The organism is Akkermansia sp. JRP_AM1, assembly GCF_049262625.1.
Taxonomy (GTDB): Bacteria; Verrucomicrobiota; Verrucomicrobiia; order Verrucomicrobiales; family Akkermansiaceae; genus Akkermansia; species Akkermansia massiliensis.
The window spans coordinates 2,847,018-2,860,729 of record NZ_CP118234.1 but is presented as its reverse complement, the minus strand read 5'-3'; the positions used below and the strand labels follow the sequence as shown (position 1 = coordinate 2,860,729).

General features: G+C 55.6%; 13 protein-coding genes. 9 read left to right on the top strand and 4 right to left on the bottom strand.

The genetic code is table 11. The features are described from left to right. Positions 1–72: 72 nt before the first annotated feature. Positions 73–738 (top strand): SdpI family protein, encoded by a 666-nt coding sequence (locus PVA48_RS13785; RefSeq protein WP_180975156.1) that lies wholly within the window; start codon positions 73–75, stop codon positions 736–738. A 453-nt stretch (positions 739–1,191) separates the two neighbouring features. Here the strand turns inward: PVA48_RS13785 and def are convergent, their stop codons facing one another. From def to PVA48_RS13765, 4 genes are read right to left on the bottom strand one after another with little or no spacing between them, the layout of a single operon-like run. Then, a complete protein-coding gene (def, locus tag PVA48_RS13780) occupies positions 1,192–1,740 on the bottom strand; it encodes a peptide deformylase (protein ID WP_102722023.1) in 549 nt (182 codons plus the stop codon). 34 nt (positions 1,741–1,774) lie between these two features. Further along, positions 1,775–2,173 (bottom strand): ExbD/TolR family protein, encoded by a 399-nt coding sequence (locus tag PVA48_RS13775; protein WP_257228597.1) that lies wholly within the window; start codon positions 2,171–2,173, stop codon positions 1,775–1,777. A 37-nt stretch (positions 2,174–2,210) separates the two neighbouring features. After that, positions 2,211–2,837, bottom strand: coding sequence for a MotA/TolQ/ExbB proton channel family protein (locus PVA48_RS13770; RefSeq protein ID WP_102726340.1), 627 nt, complete (start codon positions 2,835–2,837; stop codon positions 2,211–2,213). Between the two features lie 43 nt (positions 2,838–2,880). Further along, the gene (locus PVA48_RS13765) at positions 2,881–4,098 is read right to left on the bottom strand and encodes a hypothetical protein (protein ID WP_102722021.1); all 1,218 of its coding nucleotides are present in this window, start codon (positions 4,096–4,098) and stop codon (positions 2,881–2,883) included. A gap of 191 nt (positions 4,099–4,289) precedes the next feature. Here PVA48_RS13765 and PVA48_RS13760 point away from each other — a divergent pair, with 191 nt between their 5' ends. From PVA48_RS13760 to PVA48_RS13725, 8 genes are all read left to right on the top strand, one after another. Then, entirely contained in the window at positions 4,290–4,790 is a 501-nt protein-coding gene (locus PVA48_RS13760) for a single-stranded DNA-binding protein (RefSeq protein WP_102722020.1), read from the top strand. A 237-nt stretch (positions 4,791–5,027) separates the two neighbouring features. Continuing rightward, positions 5,028–6,284 carry a phosphoribosylamine--glycine ligase gene (purD, locus tag PVA48_RS13755; protein WP_022398354.1) on the top strand — a complete coding sequence of 419 codons (1,257 nt, stop codon included), beginning with the start codon at positions 5,028–5,030 and terminating at the stop codon, positions 6,282–6,284. Positions 6,285–6,314: 30 nt separating this feature from the next. Next, the gene (locus tag PVA48_RS13750) at positions 6,315–6,893 is read left to right on the top strand and encodes a DUF1287 domain-containing protein (RefSeq protein WP_102722019.1); all 579 of its coding nucleotides are present in this window, start codon (positions 6,315–6,317) and stop codon (positions 6,891–6,893) included. A 309-nt stretch (positions 6,894–7,202) separates the two neighbouring features. Further along, positions 7,203–8,825 carry a formate--tetrahydrofolate ligase gene (locus PVA48_RS13745; protein WP_102722091.1) on the top strand — a complete coding sequence of 541 codons (1,623 nt, stop codon included), beginning with the start codon at positions 7,203–7,205 and terminating at the stop codon, positions 8,823–8,825. 38 nt (positions 8,826–8,863) lie between these two features. Beyond that, the gene (locus PVA48_RS13740; protein ID WP_102728180.1) at positions 8,864–9,781 is read left to right on the top strand and encodes a 2-dehydropantoate 2-reductase; all 918 of its coding nucleotides are present in this window, start codon (positions 8,864–8,866) and stop codon (positions 9,779–9,781) included. A 31-nt stretch (positions 9,782–9,812) separates the two neighbouring features. Next, complete coding sequence (locus PVA48_RS13735) at positions 9,813–11,774, top strand: DNA/RNA helicase domain-containing protein (RefSeq protein WP_180972851.1); 1,962 nt, start codon at positions 9,813–9,815, stop codon at positions 11,772–11,774. Positions 11,775–11,829: 55 nt separating this feature from the next. Continuing rightward, complete coding sequence (locus tag PVA48_RS13730; protein WP_102728179.1) at positions 11,830–12,708, top strand: hypothetical protein; 879 nt, start codon at positions 11,830–11,832, stop codon at positions 12,706–12,708. A 165-nt stretch (positions 12,709–12,873) separates the two neighbouring features. Beyond that, a complete protein-coding gene (locus PVA48_RS13725) occupies positions 12,874–13,611 on the top strand; it encodes a metallophosphoesterase family protein (RefSeq protein ID WP_102722090.1) in 738 nt (245 codons plus the stop codon). Positions 13,612–13,712 lie beyond the last annotated feature (101 nt).

The window sequence follows — 13,712 nt, the reverse complement described above, 5'->3', positions numbered from 1 at the left end:
CTCTCTGCTCAATCTTCCCCATCCTGGTGGATCGGGCCAATTTTCAACGAACTTGTCATAGCCCTGTTTCCCGTGCTGACTTACTATGCAGCCGTATCGTCACGGCTGCCCGCCCGCGTCGCCGTACATTTCAATGAATACGGCATGCCCACCCGTTTTGAGGACAAGAACGGCATGGACGCCCTTCTGGGATTCATTGGCCTGGGAATCCTCGGCTTCCTCATCGGGAAGATTCTCCGTCTGATCATCCTTTTGCCCATTCACTTCAGCAGGAATGAAAACAACCGGCGGATTGGCGCGAAGATGGCCACGTACGCGGAATTCTTCCTGGTCGTCCTGTTTTCCTATCTTTGCCTGACCATTCAAAAGACAAGCCTGGCAAATACGGTCAGCCTGGGAGACACGGCCAAAGTCATCTTCATAAGCCTGAACACATTTCTTCTGCTCCTGGCCAACGTTTGCCCCAAGATAACTCCCAACAAATGGTTCGGAATACGCACCCCTTACGCCTTCAGTAGTAATGAAGCATGGGTAAGTGTTCAGCGACTGGGCGGCAGGTTTCTATTCTGCGGAAGCCTGTTCAACATCCTTGTGACGCTTCTCCTTCCCGGCTCCTTTCCTGCAATCTTCATTTTTAACATGGTCTCCCTTCTGCTCCAGGCATTGGTCATACTTCTTTGGAAGCCCCACAGGAACAGGACTGAACTTTCATCTTCGTCTGACAGCGACGTTTGTTGATGACCGGCCCTAATCATTAGTAGAAGAAAGAGGACGACTGGTTCGCAATGCCTCTGCACCCCCCTCTCTGCCCATGTGTACCTCAACGGCCAAACGAAAGACCTGGCATGATTGGGAAGCTGGAAGGAGGAAGATACTCCTCCCTTCTCTGCACCGCAGAAAACCAAACAGCGGAACCATGAGGAATCATCACTCTATTTGAAGAAAAGGGGATCAAGATTTTCTGCGCGCCCCAATGGACTCCTTGAGCAGATGCGGAGTAAAATAAAGTTCATGGAGAGGGATTCAGGCACGTGCAGAAAGAAACCCAGTCCAGAAATTTCACAGCCCATTATGCCTCACGATGCAACAGACCGGCTAACCCCGCGCTTTATCGCGGCAGCTCAAGAGTGATTTCCCCTGCCGCCGAGACCTTTCGCCAAACAGGCGGCCCGATCCCGATCCGGGAAACCGTCAATACCCAGTAGCCAGGCGCTTCAATTTATTGCGCAGGGTGATCTTCTGGGCGGAAGAAACGCGCTCCACAAACAGGATGCCGTTCAAATGGTCGCATTCATGCTGCAGGCATCGCGCCAGCAATCCGTTGCAGTCAATCGTCACTTCTCTTCCATCTATCAGGAGCACCGTAGCTTTGACAAAATCCGGCCTCACGACGGAAGCGCGTATCTTGAGCACGCTCAAGCAGCCTTCATGGAAGGGATGCATGGGCCCGTAAGGCTCCAGGACGGGATTGGCAAACATCAGGGGCATAATGTCTGAAAGCTCCTTGTCCTCCCCGTTCACCTTTAGCCAGGTGACGGACTCTTCCTCCTCCGGAATATCAATCACCACCAGTTGAATGGGAATGCTCACCTGCGGAGCCGCCAGGCCGATGCCTTCTGCGGCGTACATGGTTTCCAGCATGTTTTCCGCCAGGGCTTTCAAGCCGTCGTCAAAATGTTCTACGGGGCGGCATTTTTCCTTCAATACCGGATTTCCATACTGCGCGATTTCCAATAACATCGGGAGGGAGGGGAGTATATATGTGTTAAGGCGCTTACTGTGCGCCGGATTTGTTGATTTCTATTCTGGCAGGAACATCCCCCGCGTCAATACCCACAGACGTCAGCGCGTCCCAAATGCCGACAATGACGCCAAACTCCGCCTTTTTATCTACGTCAAGCTGCAATTTGACGTCCGGCTTCTCCCTTTTCAGGGCTTCCAGGGCGGCGGCCAGCTCATTCATCTCCACCAGGTTCCCGTTCAGGGAAATGGAGGATTTCCCCGTCACGGCCAGGACGGCCCGTTGCTCCGTGGAAGGAGCCCCTTCCATGAACTCCGCGCCCGGCACGTCTATTTTCAGCAGGGACTGCGGCTTTTTCCACTGGGTGTGAACGATGAAAAAGATGAGCAGAATGGTCAATATGTCAATCATGGGGACGATGGGAACCCCCATGGTTCTTGCTTTCTTGCGGTAAAACTGCATGGCCTGTTCAGCGTTGGGAATGATGGCAGCGGAAGGAAATCAGCTCCGTCAGCAGGACTTCCATGGAAGCGGAAATGCGCTCCAGCTTGCGGGAATAATAAACGTGGGCGATTACGGCGGGAGTGGCGATGGCTAGCCCGGCAATCGTGGTGTTCAGCGCCTGGGCAATCCCCTGCGCGATCATGCCGTGGCTCTCATCCATCCCGAAAACGCTGAAAATCTGCACCAGGCCGCTGGCAGTCCCCAGAATACCGAACATGGGGGCGATCATCACAATCATGTCCAGCAGGGGAAGCCCCGCCTGGAGCGTCACGAACTCCTCGCGGGCCTTCACCTGGATCATCTCCTTCAGGGCGGCTTCATCCTCCAGAGGAGAATTCAGGGCGTCCAGCACCAGGCGCCCCTCCACGGAATCCGAATCCGCGGCCATCCTTTCCAGTTCGCTGCGCTCCAAGGCCCCGCGGGTGTACTGCTCCACGGCCCGGGTCAGCCTGGCGGGACAGATGGTGCTCCTCTTCATATTGAACATGCGGTAAATGATGGCCGCAATGAGAAGAACGGAACAGGCCGCCAGCGGATACATGAAAACGCCGCCTGCCTGGAAGAATGTGATGCAGTCCTTGATAAAGTTCATGGTGAAGTATCAGTGAATGATGTTGTTGTAGGATGGTAGGTTGTTAAAAATTGAAGTCGAAGTACATTTCCAGCGAATCCCCGACGAGCGCGTTCCTCACCTCCGGCGGCATCGCGGGCAGCCGGGCAAGTTTAATGGCGAGGAAGGTGAAGGACTTCTGGACCTCGCTGGCTCCCACGCGGGAAGTCTGCCTCATGGAGGAAACCTTGCCATTCTTGTTAATCAGGATGCGGATGCGCACGGTTCCGGTGACGATCAGGTCGCGGTTCAAGTCACACTGACGGTACCACTGCTCCCCGATGGCCCGGTAAACGATCGCCTGGTACGTCCCCATGGGGGTGGCTTCCACATCCAGTGTCGGGCGGCGGCCAAAGCTGAATTTGCCCGTCTGCTTGGTTTTCTGCTCATGCGTCTTGAAGCCGGGCTGGCTCTCCGCGTTAAACATGGGGTCGTATAAAGGCTGCTTCTGCGCCGGCCTCGTATTGGGAGGCAGGTTCAGGTTGGGAAGATTGAGGGGAGGATTGTCCGCCCCTTTCGCAATGCTCTTGGCCAGTTCCTGAAGGGCGTCAGGCTTCTCCGGTTCACCGGGCCGGGGCAATGTCACCGCATGCGGAAGCTGCATGGCCCTTTCCTGCGCGGGGCGGCGGTTCTGCCGGGCCAGTCCTTCCTCGCTTGCCTTGCCCGGAACGCCCTCCCTGTTGGGAGAATGGTCTACGGAATCCGGATGGCCCGCGGGAGGCATGGACGGCTCCAGGGGCTGGTAGGGAACGTTGGCGGCCGCTCCGGGAGCGGCATTCTTGTTGCCGTCCCGTTCATGGCTCAGGTCGCCATCCTGCCTATTCTGGTCAAAAAGGACAATCTCCCCATTCTCGCGCTCCACGCCGTCCTGGGCAGGCATGTCCCTGCTGCTGTCCGGGTCCTTTCGGCCGCCTTCCGCACGCGTGTTCCTGTTGCTCTGGAATTTGGGGGCCTCCGGCCTAGTGGCGCTTTCCTGCTCCTCATTAGTCTTCACGATGGCAGGCAGATGCTCCTTCGGCGCCTGCCTCCGGCCCTCCGGGTGAGGCTCCACCTTCTTCACCATGCGCGCGCTCACCACCACCTGCCGCCGCGCCGCTTCCGCCGGGCGCGGAGAAGCCAGCCATTCCTCCGGAACCAAGTAGCTTCCCGCCAGCAGGAACAGGTGCGCCAGCACGGACAGCAAAAGGCACATGCTCCAGGAAACCCGGAACAGTCCGTTTCGCCGCCGTTGCTTGAAACTCATGGAGGTGAAGTTTTCACGGTTCCATGACGAATGCAATGTAGAAAGGAGACATGATGAAGAACGATTCCGCAATTTAGTATTGCACAAAATCACGTGCAGGGCCATAGTTGCTAGCGACCAGCCACACGCCTCCCAAACGGCAAGGCACCTTTCTTATACGTTATCACACACCTCGTTAACACCCACCCCATATGGCCAATCTCAACAAAGTCTTCTTAATGGGCAACCTGACCGCCGATCCCGAGCTGCGCTACACCCCCAAAGGCACCGCCGTCACGGACATCCGCCTCGCCATCAACCGCTACTATGCGGGCGACAACAGCGAACGCCAGGAGGAAACCACCTTTGTGGACGTCACCCTCTGGAACCGCCAGGCGGAAGTAGCCGGCAACTACCTCAGCAAGGGCCGCGGAGTCTTTGTGGAAGGACGCCTGCAACTGGACTCCTGGGAAGACAAGGCCTCCGGGCAGAAGCGCACCAAGCTGCGCGTGATCGGTGAAAACATCCAGCTCTTCCCCCGCGGCGGTGAAGGCGACATGGGCGGCGCTCCGCGCCAGCAGCCCCAGGGAGCTCCCCGCTCCAACAACTACGGGCAGTCCCGTCCGGCCCAGAACTACAATCCGCCCCCCATGCCTCCCTCCAACCAGCCGTCCAGCGACTTTGGAGACATGGATGACGAAATCCCGTTCTAAAGCCAGGACAAACAACTTCTTTTCACAGGCCGCCTTTCCTCCGTGTCAGGCGGTCTTTTTCATGGCCGGGATTCCCGCGGAAGCAAAACACCGCCCAGGGGCACGCAGACGTTCCACAGCCGTCCCCTGAATCATGAAAGCCCCTTGGAGCAGCACGGAAAAAACCGTATGCCGGGAGAGCCTTCCCCATTCATTTCAGCTTGGCAAAATCAGTCCGTCCCGGCATACTTGCCGCGTATGAAAATAGCCGTTATTGGAAAAGGTGGGCGTGAACACGCACTGGTCAAGGCGCTCAAGGAATCTCCCTCCGCACCGGAAATGTACTGTTTCCCGGGGAGTGACGCCATCAACCGTCTGGCAGCCCCCATTCCCGCCAGGGATCTGCCTACACTGATCGACTGGATGGTTTCCAATAAAGTGGACCTCTGCGTAGCCGGGGAGGAAAGCTATCTGGTGAAGGATGAAGGCCTGGCGAACGCCTGTGCCCGCGTGGGCATTCCCTGCTGGGGGCCGGTGAAGGAAAGCGCCCAGCTGGAAGCCAGCAAGGAATTTGCCAAGGAATTCCTGCTCCGCCACCACATCCCCACCGGGCAGGCCCGTGTGGCCGCCACCCTGGAGGAAGCCCGGCAATTCATCGGCGGCGTTTACCCCACCGTGCTCAAATTTGACGGCCTGGCCGCCGGCAAGGGCGTGGCCGTCTGCATGAGCAAGGAAGAAGCGGACGCTTTCCTGAAAGAAGTATTTACGGACAGGCGCTTCGGTGAAGGGCGCCTGCTGGTGGAAGAATTCCTGACCGGGCCGGAAGTCTCCATCTTCGGAGCCCTGGTGGACGACCACTACCTCATCCTGTGCCCGGCGCGGGACTACAAACGCCTCAAAGAAGGCGACGCGGGCCCCAACACGGGCGGCATGGGCGCGGTGGCCTCCCGCCAGCTTGTGGAGCCGGACATGCTGGAACGCATTGAAAAGGAAATCGTGGCCCCGACGGTAGCCGGGCTGAAAAAGGACGGACTGCCCTACCGCGGCTTCCTGTACTTCGGCCTGATGCTGACCCCGAACGGCCCCAAGGTGATTGAATACAACTGCCGCTTCGGGGATCCGGAATGCCAGGCCGTCATGCCCCTGCTCTCCGGGGATCTGGCCTCCTTCTGCCTGCACGGGGCCAAGGGAGAATTCACTCCGGAAGAAATCTCCTTCCAAAACGGCTGGAGCGTCTGCTGCGTGCTGGCCTCCAAGGGATATCCGGAAACCTCCCGCTCCGGCGACGCCATCCAGGGGCTGGACGACGTTGCGAATGCCTCCGTTTACCACGCCGGCACCAAATGGAATGCGGACAAAAACTGTTATGAAACCAACGGCGGCCGCGTGCTGGCCGTCGTGGCGCAGGGGGAATCCCTTTCCGAAGCGCGCCAGCGTGCCCACAACGAAACCAAAAAGGTCAAATTTGACGGCATGCAGCGCCGTCCGGACATCGGCTTTGCCAGCTTCGTCTGATTTTTACCCTTTTCCCAGCCCAACTACCCCATGAAACCCGCCGTCCTTCTCACCTTCCTCTTCCTTTCCTGTTCCGCGTGCCTGATGGCGGACAACGCCGCACTGGCCGCCAAGGCGCGCGAACAGATAGGAGTAACGGTCTCCTACAACGGAGGCTATCAAACCATCCCCTACCCCAACGGGGATGTCCCCAAGGAAACGGGAGTATGTACGGACGTGGTCATCCGAGCCATGAGGGCTTTCGGACTGGACCTCCAGAAAGCCGTGCATGAAGACATGAAGGCCCACTTCTCCAAATATCCGAAACTATGGGGCCTGAAAACCACGGACCGCAGCATTGACCACCGCAGGGTTCCCAATCTCCGCGCCTTCTTTGCCCGGAAAGGATGGTCCGTTCCCATTACGGAAACCGCGGCGGACTACAAGCCCGGCGACCTGGTTACGTGGAACCTGTCCGACAGTGTTCCCCACATCGGCATCGTTTCCGACCGGAAGACGAAGGAAGGAACGCCGCTGATTATTCACAACGTCGGCTGCGGTGCGCAGGAGGAAGACTTCCTCTTCTCCCATACCATCACGGGCCATTACCGCCCTGTGCTGAAGCGGTAACCCTTCAAATCGGCTTCTTTCCTGAAATACCCTGGTTTCAAGGGAAATTTTTATAAGGTCCAGAGGCCCTCATTCCCGGAACGCTTTCATTAGAAAACATAGTGGAAGGACACGCTCCCACGGTTTGAAAAACAACGGTGCCCGCACCGCCCAATTTTCCCTCTCCCGCGCACCCTCTGCCTGTACCCTCCTTGAACCCAGGATTTCCCTGGGCCCACTCCCATGATGGTTGAAAACATCCCCGTTTCCGCCACATGAATGCCCATGAACCTTCTTGCAAAAAGAGGGGGCTTCCGTCATCATGCATTCATGGTCACACCTGCATTCTCCGATTGTGTCAACAAGCTGGGCGTCGATGAAAACGACGTGATCCCCTTCGGCCGCAACAAGGCCAAGATTTCCCTGGACGTACTGGACAAGCCGGCCGCACCCGGCAAACTCATTCTGGTTTCCGCCATCACGCCCACCCCTTCCGGAGAAGGGAAAACCACCGTCTCCATCGGTCTGGCGCAGGGGTTGCAGGCCATCGGTAAAAAAGCCTGCCTGGCGCTTCGGCAGCCCTCCATGGGCCCGGTATTCGGCCGCAAGGGCGGTGCCACCGGCGGCGGTAAAAGCTCCCTGACGCCGCCTGATGAAATCAACATGCACTTCACGGGAGACTTCCATGCCATCACGTCCGCCCACAACCTGATCAGCGCCATCATTGACAACGCCATGTTCTTCCACACGCTGAACATTGACGAACGCAAAGTCACGTGGAAGCGCGTCATGGACATGAATGACCGCTCCCTGCGCTCCATCATCGTGGGACTCAACAAGCAGGGCTTCCCGCGTGAAACGGGTTTCGACATCACTCCGGCTTCGGAAATCATGGCGTGCCTTTGCCTCGCTACCTCCTACAAGGACATGGAAGACCGCATCAACCGCATCGTGATCGGTTTCACGACGGACGACAAGCCCGTATTCGCCAGGGAACTCGGCATCACCGGCTCCGTCATGGCCCTGCTGAAAGACGCCCTGATGCCCAACCTGGTCCAGACCGTGGAAGGGGTGCCCTGCTTCCTGCACGGAGGCCCGTTCGCCAACATCGCCCACGGCTGCAACTCCGTGCTGGCCACCAAAATGGCCCTCCACTTTGGGGACTATGCCGTCACGGAAGCCGGGTTCGCCTTTGACCTGGGCGCGGAAAAATTCCTGGACATCAAGTGCCGCCAATCCGGACTGGACCCTGCCGCCATCGTCATCGTAGCCACGGCGCGCGCCCTGAAAATGCACGGAGGCACCGCCCTGGCGGACCTGAAAAACACGGACGTGGCCGCACTGAAAAAAGGTCTTGCCAACCTGGACGCCCATCTGGACGCCGCCGCCCACTACAAGCGCCCCGTGGTGGTAGCCGTCAACAAATTCTTTGACGACTCCCAGGAGGAACTGGACGCCATCGTGGCGCACTGTGCGGAACGCGGCATTCCCTGCGCCATTGCGGACATCTTCTCCCAGGGAGGGGAAGGCGGCAAAAACCTGGCCCAAATGGTGGTGCAAGCTGCGGACAAGCCCTCCGCTCCTTTCAAGCCCCTCTATGAATCCGCCCTTCCGGTGGAAGAAAAGCTCAACATCATCGCCCGCAGTATTTACGGAGCGGATGGAGTGGAACTGACGCCCGCGGCCAGAAAGAAGCTGGCCCAGTTTGAAGCCAGCCGCCTCACGGACCTGCCCATCTGCATGGCAAAAACCCAGAACTCGCTTTCCGACAACGGTCGTCTCCGTGGCCGCCCCACCGGTTTCACCGTCACTGTGCGTGACTTTGAAATTGCCAACGGAGCCGGCTTCCTGGTGGCCCTCTGCGGTGAAATCATGCGCATGCCGGCCCTGCCCGTCTCACCGAACGCCATGCACATCTATCTGGACAACAAGGGCAACGTTCAGGGCCTCTAGGCAATCTCAATACAAGATACACACCTTCACCGCACACCATGAAAATCGCCATTCTGGGAGCCGGAGCCCTCGGCTGCTACTACGGAGCCAGGCTTCAGGAATCCGGCCAGGACATCTCCTTCATCGTACGTTCGGAATACGGCTACCTGAAAGAACACGGCCTGCAAGTAAAAAGCCTGCATGGAGACATCTCCCTGCCCCGGCTCAAGGTGTACCGGGACGCGGCGGAAGTCGGCCCGGTGGACCTCGTCATAGTCGCTTGGAAAAGCACGGCAAATGCCGGTTTTTCCAAGGCCCTCCCTCCGTTGATGGGACCGGATACGGTTGTAGTCACGCTCCAGAACGGCATGGGAAATGCGGAGGAAATCGCCCGCATCATCCCGGCTGACCGCATCTATGTGGGTCTGTGCTTCATCTGCGCCATGCGCGCGGAACCGGGCCACGTCAACCATCTGGAAGGCGGCAACATTCAATTTGCACCCTTCGTCCCCTCACCGGAAGGCTCTGAAAAGGCCCGGGAACTCTCCGAATTGTTTGCCAACGCCGGCATCAAGACGCGCGCCTTTGACGTCGCGGAGCAAATCCAGTGGTACAAGCTCGTCTGGAACATCCCGTTCAACGGGCTGTGCCTGGCGCTGGGCGGCATCAGCATTGCGGAACTCTATCAAAACCCGGAAAACGTCGCCCGGGCGCGCCGCATCATGGAGGAAGTAGTCCGGGCGGCGAAGGCCCGCGGCTACACCCTGCCGGATGACCTGGTGGAATTCCACCTTTCCCGCACGGAAAGCATGGGCTCCTTCATTCCGTCCAGCGCCGTGGACTACAACGAAGGACGCCCTGTCGAATACACGGCCATCTGGGGAGACCCTCTCTCCAAGGCCCGGCAGGCCGGAACATCCGTGCCGGAATGGGAACTTCTGGATAAGGACATCCGCAAGCGCCTGAACATGGATTGACCATTCTGGTTCTGTCCTACTACCAAAGATGATGCAACGGTCTTATTATTCCAATGACCTACAGTCTTTTTGTACCCAATCTCTAAAAGAAATTTTAGGGCAGATTGCTTTTCATACACCATTTGACCTAGATCAAAATTCGCGCAACTCCTTTGTTCACGAAATCAAATCACTCCAACACGTTCTTAAAGATATTCCTGCTGGCTCAATAGCCTTTGAATACACCATTCCCCGCATCGGAGAACGAATAGATGTCGTCATCGCCTGTGCAGGTATTCTCTATGTCCTTGAATTTAAAGTAGGAGAATCATCTTATCCCAGACATGCTATTGACCAGGTTGTAGACTATGCACTAGCTTTAAAGTATTTCCATCAAGAAAGCCATCAAAAGAAAATTGTTCCTTTGGTAATTTGTACCCATGCTCCTTCTAAGGAACATCAACTTACAGTAGGTCAAGACGGAGTTTATCATCCTATCCTCTGTAATGATAACACCTTAGGACCTACTTTAACAAAGCTGACTAGCACTCTGTGTGATGAGGCATTCCATTTTGAACAATGGTTAACTTCACCATACATGCCTACTCCCACGATTATTGAAGCAGCTCAAGCACTTTACCGTGGACATGATGTTAAAGAAATTTCACGTAGTGATGCCGGAGCTTACAATCTTAGCCTCACCACAAAGGCACTGAATCGCATTATTGAGCAGAGTAAGCAGCATCATGAAAAATCCATTTGCTTTGTCACTGGCGTACCTGGTGCTGGAAAAACGTTAGTAGGCCTCAATATTGCAAATGAGCGGCATCAATATGATGAGCAAGAACATGCGGTCTTTCTTTCCGGTAATGGTCCTTTGGTTGCTGTCTTACGAGAAGCTCTAGCACGAGATGAAATCAAACGTTTTAAAGGTAAAATAACAAAGACAGCATCTAAAAGAAAAGTTGCTGCCTTTATCCAAAACATCCACCACTTTCGTGATGCTTATCTGCCTCCTTCAGAACAAGTCCCTGCGGAGAAAGTAGCCATTTTTGACGAAGCACAACGTGCTTGGACAAAAGAACAAACAGCCAAATTTATGTTAAAACGCCATGTTCCCGGCTGGAACATGTCTGAACCTGAATTTCTTATCAGTGTAATGGATCGCCACCAAGATTGGACGGTTATCATCTGCTTAATCGGAGGTGGTCAAGAGATACATACTGGAGAAGCAGGGCTGCTAGCTTGGTTTGATGCACTAAGAGACCATTTTCCAGATTGGAATGTTTATGTATCACCCCAAATCTCTGATGTGGAATATACACACGGAAAACCACTTGAACATCTCTTTACGGGATTACGCCTCTATCGGGAACCAAACCTCCATCTTTCAGTTTCACTCCGTTCTTTCCGGAATGAACGAGTTTCTGCGTTTGTAAAATCATTATTGGACGAAAATTTACCAGTAGCCCAACAGCTCTACTCTGAGCTATCGCCTAATTATCCCATCACGATTACCCGCAGCCTGGAAAAAGCCCAAGAATGGATACGAGCCCAAGCCCGAGGAACGGAACGTTATGGACTCATCGCTAGCTCTGGGGCCAAACGTTTACGCCAATTTGGAATCTGGGTACAGAGTAATATTCAAGCAGAAAACTGGTTTTTAAATGATAAGGAGGATATTCGTTCCTCCTATTTCCTCGAAGACACGGCCACCGAATTTGATATTCAAGGGCTAGAAATTGACTGGGCAATCGTTGCATGGGATGCAGACTACCGCATAGAAAAAGGACATTTTAAAGCTTATAATTTTACAGGTTCTAGTTGGAAAACGGTTTGTAAAAAAGACGCACAGCTCTATCTTAAAAATACCTACCGCGTCTTATTGACACGAGCACGCCAGGGATTCGTGATTTTTATCCCGGAGGGATGTGACGCGGATTTGACTCGGCAATCCTCCTTTTATGATGGTATCTATTATTATCTAAAGAAAATAGGAATGAAGGAGCTATGAGAATTCTAGAGAATCTTTCTCTGGGGTAAAGAGCCTCACCACTTTTTGTAACATCATGCTGAAAACCATCGTCATTTTCATCATTGCCCTGCTGGGCTTCGGCATGATCCGCCTGCCTTTGCAGAACCGTATTCTGGAGCAGGAGAAGGCGGCGGGGCTGCTGGATGACCCGGTGGAGCTCTCCTCCTCCGATTATCTGGAACAGCAGCTCGCCATGGTTTCCCTGGGGGGGCTGCGCTCCCTGGTAGCGGCCGTGCTGAGCATGGAGGCCTTCGACTGCTTCCTGATTTCCGACTGGGCCAATCTGGAACGCCGCTACAACCAAATCACCTCTCTTGCCCCCCATTCCGACTTTTACTGGGACAACGGTTCGTGGCATTTGGGCAATAACGCCTCCTCCAGCTATCTGGACAATAAGCGGCTTTCTCCCATGGAACGAAGGGAAGGCTTCCGGAAGTACATCCAGAAGGGACGCAGCTTCCTGGAAAAAGGCATCAGCGCCAACCCGAACAGCTGGTACCTGCAATCCCTGCTGGGCAACATGTACAGCGATACCTACCGCCAGCCGGATTTTGAAAAGGCTGCGGAAGCCTACCGCAAGGCCCGGGAACAGGGAGCGCCGCCCCTGACGGCGCGCAAGGAGTTTTATGCGCTTGTCCGCGTTCCCTCCAAATCCCGCGAGGCGCTGGAGCTGGGCCGGGAATTGTTCAAGGATCCCAGGAACCGGACGCCCAGCCTGGTGAGCAATATTTTCGTCCTGGAAAACAGGCTGAAAGTTCCGGAAAAAGACCGCGTTCCCTTCCGGGAATTGTTCCCGACGGACGAGATTGCCCGCGACCTGATGAGCAGCCACCTGGCCAATTCCCTGAAATACCCCGTGGACGGCTTGAGGGAGGCCTTGGAGGCCTTGCCTCCCGCAAAAACGGATGACTAAAAACAAAAGACTAAAGATAAATTAAAAGGAGCTCCTCCTTTAAAGGGGCGCTTTTTCAATGACGGCCGGAATGAACTTTAATTTCCGGCCTTTAATCTTTAACCACTCCGCTGAAGGCGCTTGGCAACGCCCCGGAAAGGTGCTATGCTTTTTCTCCACAACACCATGAGTAGAATAGCCCTGATCAGTGACATCCATGCCAATCTGCCCGCTCTGGAAGCGGTGATGAAGGATATAGAACAGCTTCAATGCGACGCCGTTTACTGCCTGGGTGATATTGTGGGCTACAACGCCAATCCGGCCGAATGCCTTGAGTTCGTCCGCGGACGCCAGATTCCCACCGTGCGCGGCAACCATGATGAGGAAGCCATTGGGGAAGACAATCCGGCAGGCATGAACCCCGTGGCGTACAAAGCCCTGATGTGGACGCGCCAGCAGCTTTCCGAAGAACAGAAGAAGTGGCTTCGCCGCGCCCCCTTCCAGCGTATCCTGCCCAATGAAATCGTTCTGGTGCACGCCACCCAGGACAAGCCCAATTCCTGGTCCTACGTCACGAATGTGGACACGGCCACGCACAGCATCAACATGTTGCGCGACAATCAGTTCCTGTGCTTCAACGGTCATACGCACGTCCCCCGCACCTTCATCCGCCATGAAGGGAGCATCCAGGAATATGAATCCGGGGACATCCAGCTTCTCAAAACCAACAAGTACCTTATTAACGTGGGTTCCGTCGGCCAGCCCAGGGACGGAGACCCCCGCGCCGCCTACGGCGTGCTTGATGTGGACAGCATGGTTTATTACCAGCGCCGCGTGGAATACGACGTGGAGGAAGCGCAAAGGCGCATTCTGGCCGCCGGACTCCCGGAGATGCTGGCGCGCCGCCTGGGAGAAGGCATTTAATGTTTTGCGAACCGTTGACGGTAATACGGGATGCTCCATTGAAATCCTGCGGAATCTTTAATTGTTTCCATTCCGCATTAAGAAAAAATGGGGAAACCGCA